Below are 11,782 nucleotides of genomic sequence, written 5' to 3' on the forward strand. Positions count from 1 at the left end.
TATATGATTAAACAAGCTATAATTCCTTTAGCAGGACTTGGAACAAGACTGCTTCCATTAACAAGTGTTTTCGCAAAAGAACTTTTACCCATCAACGGCAAGCCCGGTATAGAGTATATTCTTGACGAATGCATTGAAGCTGGAATTAAAGAAGTTATTTTTATCATATCAAAAAAGAAATTAATGATTAAAAAATATTTTTATAATGATAAGTTTTATAAGAATATTATTAAACGTAAAAAAGATTCTCGCATTATAAAGGAATATAAAAAAATCTTGAAATATAAAAAAATGATTAAATTTGTTTTTCAGGACAAACCGCTTGGCACAGGAGATGCGGTGCTTAAAACCAGAAGATTTATAAAAGATAATTATTTTCTTATGTTGTTACCGGATGATTTAATCATTAAACACAATTGCTCAAAATCCATGATTGCTACACACATAAAATTTAACTCATCTGTTATGGCCAGCATGAAAGTTAATAAAAATGAAGTTTCAAGATGGGGTATTTATGATATTAAAAAGAAAATTGACAATATGAATTTCATTATTAAAAGTGTAGTAGAAAAACCAACTATTAAACAAGCACCTTCTACGAAGGCTGTTATTGGAAGGTATATATTACCTAAAACAATTTTTAGTAAATTACTCAACCTTAAACCAAACAAAGGTGGGGAAATTCATATTACTGATGCAATACAATCATTGATTAATGAGAATAATAAATTTGTTGGCCATAATTTTTCTGGTAAATATTTAGATTGTGGAACAATGAAAGGCTACATTAATTCAGGTTTGGAGATAGTTAAAAAATGAAATTATGTATGATTGGCACTGGATATGTAGGGTTGGTTAGTGGTGTTTGTTTTTCAGATCTTGGTAACGATGTTATTTGTGTGGATCGTGATACAAAAAAAATTGAAAATTTGAAAAAAGGTATTATTCCGATATATGAACCCGGATTAGACGAGCTTGTTCTAAAAAACTATAAAAATGATAGATTAAAGTTTTCAACAAATTTAAAAGACTCTATTTCTAAGTCAGATATTGTTTTCATTTGTGTTGGTACTCCTACTAAAAAAAATGGCAGTGCTGCAGATTTAAGTCAAATATTTGATGTCGCTAAAGAAATTAGATCTTCTATATCTAAATTTAAAATTATTATTACTAAATCAACCGTGCCTGTAACAACAGGCGATGAGATTGAAAAGATTATTTCGCAAAAAGTTTCTAAGAAATTATTCTCTGTAATTTCAAATCCAGAATTTTTAAGAGAAGGTGAGGCCATAAGAGACTTTACTTATCCTGATAGAATTATAATTGGGTGCAATGATAAAAAATCCAATACAATTTTAAAAAATCTTTACTCACCGTTAATATCAAAAGGAGCAAAGTATGTTAATAGCTCAAGAAGATCTGCTGAACTAATAAAATATGCATCTAATGCTTTTTTAGCAACTAAGATAACTTTTATTAATGAACTCGCAAATTTATGTGAAAAACTAGACATTAATGTTGAGGATATTTCTATTGGTATGGGCTTAGATAAAAGAATTGGAGGACGTTTTTTGAGAGCTGGTCCTGCTTATGGTGGTTCATGTTTCCCAAAAGATACTAAAGCTATAACTACTACAGCTGATAAATTTAAAACAAATTTATCTGTTATTAAAAGTGTTATTAAATCTAATGAAAATAGATCTTCATTATTGTTAAAACGGATTTTCGACATATTAAGAGGTAAAATTAAAAAGAAAAAAATATGTTTTTTAGGCGTAACTTTTAAGGCTAATACAGATGATATGAGAGATTCGCCTTGTTTAAGTATGATACCTTCTTTAATTAAGAATGGTGCAGTCATTAATTACTTTGATCCCACTGGTGAAAAAAAAGAATTTAAGAAAATAAGGAATGTTAGTTTTTCAAAAGATATTAGTTCAGCAATTAAAGACTCAGATTTAATAATAATTCACACTGAATGGAATGATTTTAAATCAATAAATTTTAAAAAAAATATTATAAAAAAAAAGTTCACAATATTTGATATGAGAAATATTTACTCATTAACAAAAATGAAAAAGCAGAAAATTAGATATTTTGCTATTGGCTGTTAATTTAATTCAAAAATAGCATCGACTTCAACAGAAACACCCAGAGGTAAACTATTTGTGCTTACAGCCGCTCGTGTATGCATTCCAGCATCACCAAATACTGATACTATTAAATCAGATGCTCCATTTATTACTTTAGGCTGTTCTATAAAATTTTCTGTTGAATTAACAAATCCAGTTAATTTTATACAAGATTTAATTCTTGTTAAATCATCATTGCAGGCCTTTTTAACTTGTGAAATTATATTTAAGCCACATCTTTTAGCAGCTTCATAACCATCTTCTGTTTTTAATTCTCTTCCAACTTTACCTTTTATCAAATCACCATTTGCCGCTGTTGAAATTTGACCTGATATAAAAAGCATTTTACCAATAATCTTTGATGCTACATATGATCCAACTGGATCTCTTGCTTCTGGCAATTGTAATTTTAATTCTTTAATTTTTTCTTCAAAATTCATATTTATTTACCTTTTTTCTTTTTTTTTGATTTCTTATTTTTATCGTATTCTTTTCTTTTCTCAATTAATATTAAAGCTTCTTCCATGTTAAGTTCTAAGGGGTCTTTTTCCTCTGGTATCGTTGCATTAAGAGATTTATACTTAATATAGGGCCCATATTGACCCTTCATTACTCTAACAGGTTTTTTGTCCCCAGGGTGTTCCCCAAGATCTTTTATAATTGATGCAGACATTCTACCTGGCTTAGCCTCTGCTATTAGGGTGATTGCCCTGTTAAGACCAATTGAAAATATTTCTTCAACATTTTCAATTCTTGCTGATTTATTTTCACATTTTAGATATGGGCCAAATCTTCCTGAATTTAATATTATATCTTTTTGATTTTCAGGGTTAATACCTAAACTTTTAGGTAATGAGCACAAAAATTTAGCTCTATCCAGATCCACACTATTCAATGCAATTCCTTTAGGTATAGAAACATTTCTTAAATTATTGTCTTCTTTTTCTATCTTCTTTTTTTTTGTTTTCTTTTTTTTTTTTGTTTCAGCAATAACTTCTTCTTTTATTTCCTCAATTTGTTCATACTGTAAGTAGGGGCCAAATCTTCCGTTTTTAAGATACATGTCATTACCATTTTCATGTTTTCCTATAAACTTTGGTTCACCTAGTTGAGATTGAGCGGCTGCTTTAGCTTTAGACAGAGGTCTAGTAAATTTACAATCTGGATAATTTGAACAACCTATAAAAGCACCACCTCTAAAACTATTTTTTAAACTTAATGATCCACTGTCACATAACTTACATTGCCTATTAATACTTCCATCTTTATCTCTTTCAAAAATTAAATTACCTAGGCTATCATTTAATAGATCTAAAACTTCTCTAGTTCTTTTTTCCTTAACGTCAGACACATTTTGATTAAAATCTTTCCAAAATAACTCTAGAACTTTTATCCACCCTTCCTTACCGGTAGTAATGTCATCAAGTTGGCTTTCTAAACTTGCAGTAAAGTTATAGTCAACATATTTGGAAAAAAGTTTTTCAAGAAAAGCAGAAATTAATTTACCACGATCTGTTGGGTGAAATCTTTTATTAATTGCCTCTGCATACCCTCTAGTAGATATAACAGATATTATACTTGCATAAGTTGAAGGTCTTCCAATACCCAGTTCTTCTAATTTCTTAACTAAACTTGCCTCTGAGTATCTTGGTGGTGGCTGTGTAAAATGCTGTTCATCTAATAGACTCTCTATATTAACAGGACCTTTGTTCATTTCAGGAAGAATATCTTCATCATCTTTTTTTGTATCTTTCATAACCTTTAAGAAACCATCAAATTTAATAACAGAGCCACTAGCCTTACAGACTGTTCCATTATCATCTGAACTTATCGTAATAGTATTTCTATCAAATTGAGCGGGTTTCATTTGAGAGGATAGGGCTCTACTCCAAATTAAATCGTATAATTTATGTTGATCTGGACTTAGATATTTTTTAACTGTATCTGGTGCACGCATAATATCCGTAGGTCTAATTGCTTCATGGGCTTCTTGAGCATTTTTAGCCTTTTTACCAGAATAACTTGCTGCATTATCTGGAATATATTCATCGCCAAACTCATTTTTTATATATTTCCTGAAAGTGTCTATAGCGTCTGTAGATAGATTGGTGCCATCTGTTCGCATGTACGTGATAAGACCAATAGTTTCACCGTCTATTTCTATACCTTGATAAAGTTTTTGAGCTATCTGCATTGTTCGTGACGCTCCAAATCCTAGTCTACCAGAAGAAACTTGCTGTAATGTAGAGGTAGTAAAAGGGCCTAAAGGGTTTCTGTTAACAACTTTGCTTGAGATGTCATTTATATTAAATTTCTTAAATTTAACTTCTTCAATTGCTTTATCAATTTCAGCTTTATTTTTAAAAGAAAATTTTTCAATTTTTTTATCATTCAATTGAGTGATACTTGCTAATATAGAATTTTTAGCATTATCGTCGAATTGAACACTTAAAGTCCAAAATTCCTCAGGATCAAAAAGCTCTATTTCGTGTTCTCGTTCTGTAATTAATTTTAAAGCAACTGACTGAACACGCCCTGCTGATTTAGAACCAGGCAGTTTTGTCCATAAAATTGGTGATATGTTAAAGCCAACTAAATAGTCCAAGGCTCTTCTAGCCATATAAGCATCAACAAGTAGTGGCTCGATTTGTCGTGGGTTTTCAATTCCATGAATAACTGCTTTTTTTGTAATTTCGTTAAAAACAACTCTTTCTACATTTTTGTCTTTAATTAATTTTTTCTCATTTAAATATTCTTTAACATGCCAAGCGATCGCTTCACCTTCACGGTCAGGGTCAGTTGCTAGTATAATTTTTGAAGAAATTTTAGCTGCATCTGTAATTTTTTTAAGATATTTTTTAGAAAAACTATCCACTTCCCATTCCATTTTAAAATTATTATCTGGATCAACAGAACCGTTTTTCGAGGGAAGATCTCTAATATGACCATAACTTGCTAACACAATATAACCATCACCTAGATATTTATTGATAGTTTTTGCTTTAGCTGGACTTTCTACGACTACAAGATTCATTACTAAACAAATTACTTAAAAGACTTAGATAGTCAAATCAATAAATTTTAGTCTTACTTTCTTCTTTGTTTTTCAATCGTTTGACGTTTTCTCTGTGTGTGTAGAATATAAGCACAAACATTATTATAAAAAATATTGAATTATAATTTTCAAAAATTATTAAATAAATTGGAACCATTAAACTACCAACTAGTGATGAAAGTGATGAGTATTTTGAAATAAGAAATGTAACAGCCCAACTAACAATAAATACTAAACCTAAAAGTATGTTTATAGAAAATAATATTCCAACATATGTTGCAACACCCTTGCCCCCTTTAAACTTAAGCCATATTGGAAAAACGTGACCTAAAAATGCGCTTAATGATGAAATAAAGATATAATCGGGATAATTAAATTTTACATATAAAACAGGCAATACAGCTTTTGCTATATCCAGTAATAAAGTTGCGTAGCCTAATGTTTTATTACCTGTTCTAAGAGCGTTTGTAGCTCCAATGTTTCCTGAGCCAATATCTCTAATATCTTTTTTTAAAAATATTTTTGTAAGTATAAAACCAAAAGGTATTGATCCTAATAAATATGAGCTTAATGCAACAATTAAATATTCCATTGCTATAATTTAAATAGTTCTTCACCTTTTACAAATGTATTTGTGACTTTACCTTGGAGCTTTTTGTCTTCAATTGAGGTGTTTTTAGATTTTGAAACAAGCTTATCTTTTTTAACCATCCATGGTTTATCAATATCTACGATGCAAAAATCAGCATCATTACCAATTGAAAGATTACCTTTATTTATTTTCAATATTTTTGCAGGGTTTGATGTTAAGGCTTTAATGATAGTTTCTAATTTTACAGATCCGTTGTGGTGTAATTCCAAGCTAAGAGATAATAAAGTTTCAATGCCTGAGGCACCTGTAGCAGCTTGTGCAAAGGTCAATCTTTTTTGCTCTTCATCTTCAGGCTTATGATCGGATACAATGACGTCTATAGTTTCATCCTTTAAGCCTTGAACTAGAGCTATCCTGTCTTCTTCTGTTCTTAGTGGTGGAGAAAGTTTTAAGAATGTTCGAAAATCTCCAATATCATTTTCATTTAATGAAAGATTATTAATAGATACTCCTGTTGTAAATTTAACTTTATCTTTTCTTTCATTAATTATTTCAACTGATTTTGCAGCAGAAATTTGTGATATGTGATATCTGCATTTAATATTTTCTAATAATGTTAAATCTCTCTCAATAATTATTCTCTCTGCAACAGCTGGTATTCCGGATAAACCTAGTTTTGTTGCAATAATTCCAGAGTTGATCATGCCATTATTAGATAAATCATAATCTTCTGCATGCTGCATGATTAGTGTGCCTAAATCTTTAGCTGAGTTCATTATACGAGACATCAGTCTAGTATTTTGAATTGTTTTAACTCCATCAGTAAATCCAATTATTCCTCTATTTTGAAGTAGACCAAATTCAGTCATGGTAGTACCTTCAATATTTTTGGTAAGAGCAGCACTTGGAAAAACATTAATTTTAGATTTGTCTCTTCCACGTCTTTTTAAAAAATCTACTATTGAAACGTTATCTATAATTGGATCCGTATTAGGCATAGTAACAACTGAAGTAACACCTCCTGCAAGTGCTGCATTGCTTAGTGTTCTAAAATTTTCTTTATATTCATAACCAGGTTCACCTGCAAAGACACGCATATCAACAAGACCAGGGAATATATATTTGCCATTTAAATCTATTACTTTTTCTCTTGATGGAATGTTGTTAGAATTTACTTTTTTACCAATAGCTTCAATCAAACCATCTTCACCAATAATTAATCCACCGTTCTCATTGATAGAGTTGTGAGGGTCAATTATATTTGCATTTATAAAGTATTGTTTTTTCATTTATTCACAAAATATTTTTAAACAAGCCATTCTTACTGCAACACCTAGTTCAACCTGTTCCTTAATTACGCTTCTGTTAATGTCATCTGCCAATTTTGTATCAATTTCGATCCCTCTATTCATTGGACCTGGATGCATAATCAAAGCATCATCTTTTGCATGAGCAAGCTTATCTGGAGTTAGTCCATAATATTCATAGTACTCTCTATTAGAAGACAAGAAAGAACTAGTCATCCTTTCATTTTGTAACCTTAGCATCATCACAATATCACAATCTTTCAAACCTTTTTTCATATCTGTAAATGTATTAACGCCAAACTTTTCTATTTCTTTTGGCATTAAGTTTGATGGTGCAATAATGTTAACTTCTGCACCCAACATATTTAGAAGATAAATATTTGACCTTGCAACACGTGAATGAGTTATGTCACCACAAATCGCAACTCTTAAACCCTCAATTTTTTTTTTACGATTTATAATTGTTAAAGCATCTAATAAAGCTTGAGTAGGGTGTTCACGGCTTCCATCGCCAGCATTAAGTACTGCACAATTTACTTTTTGAGATAAAAGATTACATGCACCGGAATCCTGGTGCCTAATTACAATTATATCTGGATGCATTGCATTTAAAGTCATTGCGGTATCTATTAGTGTTTCACCTTTCTTAACCGCAGAGTTCGCCATGTTCATTGACATAACATCTGCACCTAATCTTTTTCCAGCTAATTCAAATGAACTTTGTGTTCTAGTGGAGGGTTCAAAAAACAAATTAATTTGAGTTTTACCATTTAATACATTTAATCTTTTATTTTTACTTTGATTTAATTTAATGAAGCTTTTAGCTTCTTCTAAAATGAGATTAACATCACTAATTGATAGATCTTGAATACCTAAAAGGTGTTTTTGAGAAATCTTAATAGCTTTATTTATTTTGGTTGCCATTAAAATTAACTCTATAACTATTAACGATCACTATGGCAAGTATTAATTATTTAAAAAGTCTATTGCCCCTTGTAAAATAAAGGCTGCAGCGTTTTGATCAATTGTTTTAACTCTTTTTGAAACATTAACGTCTAATAAACTTGATAGATTAAATGCGCCAACTGTTGAAAGTCTCTCATCCCACAATATCACAGGTAGGTCTATAGATTTTGATATATTCGATGCAACGTCATTAACTGATTGAGCAGATCTACCGAGACTACCATCCATATTAACTGGGTTCCCCACAATTATTCCGCCAATATTATTATCTTTAATTATTATCTTAAGTTCATCAATTAGCTCGTTTGTATTGGTTTTATTTATAGTTTTAAAGGGCGTGGCTATAGATTGTCTTTCATCACAAATTGAGACACCAATTCTTTTAGATCCTAAATCTAAACCAATAAATCTTACCTTATTCGAGTGTTTTATTTTAAAATTTTCAATTGTGATCATATTGTATATTTTATACTTAAGTGATAGTTTGCCGACATATTTAATTACCACATGACAATTGATCTTAAAACAATAAAGCATATATCTAAATTATCAAGAATCTCAGTTGATGATGCAAAAGCCAATAAATTAGCTGGAGATCTTAACTCTATATTTGATTTCATTGAAAAATTGAATGAACTCAATACTGATAATGTTGAGCCTTTAACCTCTGTTGCAGAAACCACATTAAAATTAAGAGCAGATGAGGTTAAAAGTGAAAATATAAGAGATCAAATATTAAAAAACTCACCAGAAGAAAATGAAGATTTTTTTGTTGTACCAAGGGTTGTTGAATAATGCCAGATATCACTTCACTCACTTTAACTGAATTAGTTAAAAATATTAAAGATAAAAAAATTTCTTCTGAAGAAACTACCAAAGCCTTTATTGATAGAGGAGAAAAGTCTAGAGATTTAAATGCTTACATAACAGAAGATTTTTCTAATGCACTTTTGAAAGCTAAAAATTTTGATCAAAAACCTAATTTTGATTTAAAGCTTCCAGGTGTTCCAATGGCGGTTAAAGATTTGTTTTGCACCAAAGATGTAAAAACTACAGCGGGTAGTAAAATTTTAAATAATTTTATTCCACCATACGAGTCCACTGTTACTCAAAATATTTGGGATGAGGGTGCAATACTACTTGGTAAGTTAAATTGTGATGAATTTGCAATGGGTTCATCTAATGAAACTAGTTTTTTTGGAAATGTACAAAGTCCTGTAGATAAAGGTTTAGTACCTGGAGGCTCTTCAGGAGGCTCTGCATCAGCTCTAGCAGCTAATTTAACACCCATTACAATTGGAACTGATACAGGTGGCTCCATTAGACAACCTGCTTCATTTACAGGTACTGTTGGATTAAAGCCCACTTATGGAAGTTGCTCAAGATATGGAATTGTTGCTTTTGCATCTTCATTAGATCAAGCAGGACCAATGTCTAAAGATGTAAAAGATTGTGCGCTTCTTCAAGAAATAATTAGCACTTATGATGAAAAAGATTCAACTTCAATTGATTTTAAAAGAAATGAATACAGCAAAGAATTAACAAACAACATCAAAGGTAAGAAAATTGGAATTCCAAAAGAATATAGAGTTGATGGAATGCCAAAAGAGATAGAAGATTTATGGACTAAGGGAATTGAGTATGCAAAAGATTGTGGTGCTGAAATTGTTGAAATCTCACTACCTCATACAAATTATGCTCTACCTACTTACTATATAGTAGCTCCAGCTGAAGCTTCTTCAAACTTAGCTAGATATGATGGTGTTAAGTATGGTTTTAGATCTAAAGGTGAAAACCTTATTGATATGTACGAAAAAACAAGATCTGAAGGTTTTGGTAGCGAAGTTCAAAGAAGAATAATGATAGGAACATATGTTTTGTCTTCTGGTTATTATGATGCTTATTATCTAAAAGCGCAAAAAGTTAGAAAATTAATTAAAAATGATTTTGATGAAGCATACAAGAAAGTTGATGCAATTTTAACTCCATCAACACCAAGTGCTGCTTTTAAAATTGGTGAAAAAACTAACGATCCAGTTTCAATGTATTTAAATGATATATTCACAGTTCCAGTTAATTTAGCTGGATTACCAGCAATTTCTATTCCTGCAGGTGTTGATGCTAAGGGTTATCCATTGGGACTACAAATTATTGGTAAAACTTTTGATGAACAAAATATTTTAAATATTGCTTATGCCATGGAAGAAAAAATCCAGTTTAAAAATAAAATCACTGATTGGTGGATTAAATAGATGACTAAAGATAATTCAGAATATTTAATCGAAAGAAGAGATAATGTTTACGAAGTGGTAATTGGCCTTGAAGTTCATGCTCAGGTTACATCAAATTCCAAATTATTCTCATCTTCATCAACCACCTTTGGCGCTGAACCTAATACGCAAGTAAGTCTAGTTGACGCCGCATTCCCAGGAATGCTTCCAGTTATTAATGAGTACTGTGTAAAACAAGCAATTAAAACGGGTATAGGTTTAAGAGCTCAAATTAATAAAAGATCTGTTTTTGATAGAAAAAATTATTTTTATGCAGACCTTCCACAGGGTTATCAAATTTCACAATTTAAATATCCAATAGTAGGAGAGGGGACAGTTATTCTTGATATGGCACATGGCCAAAAGGAAGTAGGGATTGAAAGATTACACTTAGAACAAGATGCTGGAAAAAGTATTCATGATATGGACCCACAAAATACTTTGGTTGATTTAAATAGATCAGGTGTAGCTTTAATGGAAATTGTTAGTAAACCAGATATGAGAACTCCAGATGAAGTTAGTGCTTATGTTAAAAAATTAAGATCCATTATGAGATACCTTGGTACGTGTGATGGAAACATGCAGGAAGGTTCTTTAAGAGCTGATGTTAATATTTCTGTTAGAATTAAAGGTTCTGATAAACTTGGAACTCGTTGTGAGATTAAGAATGTTAACTCAATTAAATTTATGCAAATGGCTATTGATTATGAAGCTAATAGACAAGTTGATTTAATTGAAGATGGTAAAACAATCGATCAAGAAACAAGATTATTTGATACAAAAAAAAATGAAACGAGATCTATGAGATCTAAAGAGGATGCTCATGATTATAGATATTTTCCAGATCCAGATTTATTACCATTAGAAGTAACTGATGAATTTATTGAAAAACTTAAAGCAGATATCCCTGAACTACCAGACGATAAAAAGAAAAGATTTATTGATGAGTTTAAAGTCTCTGCTTATGAGGCTACAATATTAGTTTCTGACATTGATACAGCTAAATATTTTGAGGAAGTTGTTGCTAAAATGGGGAAAAACCGAGATATGAAATTAGCCGTTAACTGGATTACTGGTGAATTGTTTGCTGTTTTAAATAATAAAAATTTAGAAATTACACAAAGTCCAATAAGTGCAAAAAATTTGGCAAAGTTAATTAATCTAATTAAGAATGGAACAATTTCTGGAAAAATAGCCAAAACAATATTTGAATTAATGATGGATGGAGACATTGATCCCCAAATAATTGTTGAAGAAAAAGGTTTAAAGCAAGAAAGTGACCCTAAAGCATTAGAGGCTTTAATAGATAAAATTATCAATGATAATAGAGAAAAAGCTATTGAATATAAGAATGGTAAAGAAAAGCTATTTGGTTTCTTTGTAGGTCAAGCAATGAAAGCTTCAAGTGGTAAAGCTAACCCTCAATTAATAAATGAGATATTAAAGAAGAAACTTTAATA

Annotated in this window: 11 protein-coding genes; 5 read left to right on the forward strand and 6 right to left on the reverse strand. The window is 30.5% G+C overall.

The window, feature by feature from the left end; all coding sequences use genetic code 11:
* The first annotated feature begins 3 nt into the window (after positions 1-3).
* Both ABXT58_RS03075 and ABXT58_RS03080 read left to right on the forward strand, forming a co-directional pair.
* Entirely contained in the window at positions 4-819 is an 816-nt protein-coding gene (locus tag ABXT58_RS03075; RefSeq protein ID WP_415304656.1) for a sugar phosphate nucleotidyltransferase, read from the forward strand.
* Entirely contained in the window at positions 816-2,114 is a 1,299-nt protein-coding gene (locus ABXT58_RS03080; protein WP_415304658.1) for a UDP-glucose dehydrogenase family protein, read from the forward strand. Before ABXT58_RS03075 ends, ABXT58_RS03080 begins: the two co-directional genes overlap by 4 nt.
* Here the strand turns inward: ABXT58_RS03080 and ABXT58_RS03085 are convergent.
* From ABXT58_RS03085 to ruvX, 6 genes are read right to left on the reverse strand one after another with little or no spacing between them, the layout of a single operon-like run.
* Positions 2,111-2,572, reverse strand: coding sequence for a RidA family protein (locus ABXT58_RS03085; RefSeq protein ID WP_415304660.1), 462 nt, complete (start codon positions 2,570-2,572; stop codon positions 2,111-2,113). The genes ABXT58_RS03080 and ABXT58_RS03085 overlap by 4 nt on opposite strands.
* Before the next feature lie 2 nt (positions 2,573-2,574).
* Positions 2,575-5,166, reverse strand: a complete 2,592-nt coding sequence (gene topA / locus ABXT58_RS03090) for a type I DNA topoisomerase (protein WP_415304661.1) — start codon at positions 5,164-5,166, stop codon at positions 2,575-2,577.
* Positions 5,167-5,203: 37 nt separating this feature from the next.
* Positions 5,204-5,779, reverse strand: a complete 576-nt coding sequence (plsY, locus tag ABXT58_RS03095) for a glycerol-3-phosphate 1-O-acyltransferase PlsY (protein WP_415304663.1) — start codon at positions 5,777-5,779, stop codon at positions 5,204-5,206.
* A 2-nt stretch (positions 5,780-5,781) separates the two neighbouring features.
* Positions 5,782-7,068 (reverse strand): dihydroorotase, encoded by a 1,287-nt coding sequence (pyrC, locus tag ABXT58_RS03100; protein ID WP_415304665.1) that lies wholly within the window; start codon positions 7,066-7,068, stop codon positions 5,782-5,784.
* On the reverse strand, positions 7,069-8,010 hold the full coding sequence (locus tag ABXT58_RS03105; protein ID WP_415304667.1) for an aspartate carbamoyltransferase catalytic subunit: 942 nt from the start codon (positions 8,008-8,010) through the stop codon (positions 7,069-7,071). It lies immediately after the preceding gene.
* A gap of 42 nt (positions 8,011-8,052) precedes the next feature.
* A complete protein-coding gene (gene ruvX, locus ABXT58_RS03110; protein ID WP_415304669.1) occupies positions 8,053-8,508 on the reverse strand; it encodes a Holliday junction resolvase RuvX in 456 nt (151 codons plus the stop codon).
* A 51-nt stretch (positions 8,509-8,559) separates the two neighbouring features.
* On the opposite strand from ruvX, the gene gatC reads away from it, so the two are divergent.
* Genes gatC through gatB form a run of 3 tightly spaced genes read left to right on the forward strand, consistent with a single transcriptional unit; the run spans position 8,560 to position 11,780 of the window.
* Positions 8,560-8,847, forward strand: a complete 288-nt coding sequence (gene gatC, locus ABXT58_RS03115; protein ID WP_415289690.1) for an Asp-tRNA(Asn)/Glu-tRNA(Gln) amidotransferase subunit GatC — start codon at positions 8,560-8,562, stop codon at positions 8,845-8,847.
* Positions 8,847-10,304: an Asp-tRNA(Asn)/Glu-tRNA(Gln) amidotransferase subunit GatA gene (gatA, locus tag ABXT58_RS03120; RefSeq protein WP_415304671.1), complete on the forward strand. Its 1,458-nt coding sequence runs from the start codon at positions 8,847-8,849 to the stop codon at positions 10,302-10,304. Before gatC ends, gatA begins: the two co-directional genes overlap by 1 nt.
* On the forward strand, positions 10,305-11,780 hold the full coding sequence (gene gatB, locus ABXT58_RS03125; RefSeq protein ID WP_415304672.1) for an Asp-tRNA(Asn)/Glu-tRNA(Gln) amidotransferase subunit GatB: 1,476 nt from the start codon (positions 10,305-10,307) through the stop codon (positions 11,778-11,780).
* The last annotated feature ends 2 nt before the right edge of the window (positions 11,781-11,782 follow it).

The organism is Candidatus Pelagibacter sp. Uisw_090, assembly GCF_047717845.1.
GTDB lineage: Bacteria > Pseudomonadota > Alphaproteobacteria > Pelagibacterales > Pelagibacteraceae > Pelagibacter.

Excerpts from the sequence above, each read along its gene's own strand:
- ABXT58_RS03075 (WP_415304656.1), top strand. The coding sequence starts at position 4 with ATGATTAAACAAGCTATAATTCCTTTAGCAGGACTTGGAACAAGACTG.
- gatA (WP_415304671.1), top strand. The coding sequence starts at position 8,847 with ATGCCAGATATCACTTCACTCACTTTAACTGAATTAGTTAAAAATATT.
- ruvX (WP_415304669.1), bottom strand. The coding sequence starts at position 8,508 with ATGATCACAATTGAAAATTTTAAAATAAAACACTCGAATAAGGTAAGA.
- ABXT58_RS03080 (WP_415304658.1), top strand. The coding sequence starts at position 816 with ATGAAATTATGTATGATTGGCACTGGATATGTAGGGTTGGTTAGTGGT.
- topA (WP_415304661.1), bottom strand. The coding sequence starts at position 5,166 with ATGAATCTTGTAGTCGTAGAAAGTCCAGCTAAAGCAAAAACTATCAAT.
- gatC (WP_415289690.1), top strand. The coding sequence starts at position 8,560 with ATGACAATTGATCTTAAAACAATAAAGCATATATCTAAATTATCAAGA.
- gatB (WP_415304672.1), top strand. The coding sequence starts at position 10,305 with ATGACTAAAGATAATTCAGAATATTTAATCGAAAGAAGAGATAATGTT.
- ABXT58_RS03105 (WP_415304667.1), bottom strand. The coding sequence starts at position 8,010 with ATGGCAACCAAAATAAATAAAGCTATTAAGATTTCTCAAAAACACCTT.
- pyrC (WP_415304665.1), bottom strand. The coding sequence starts at position 7,068 with ATGAAAAAACAATACTTTATAAATGCAAATATAATTGACCCTCACAAC.
- plsY (WP_415304663.1), bottom strand. The coding sequence starts at position 5,779 with ATGGAATATTTAATTGTTGCATTAAGCTCATATTTATTAGGATCAATA.
- ABXT58_RS03085 (WP_415304660.1), bottom strand. The coding sequence starts at position 2,572 with ATGAATTTTGAAGAAAAAATTAAAGAATTAAAATTACAATTGCCAGAA.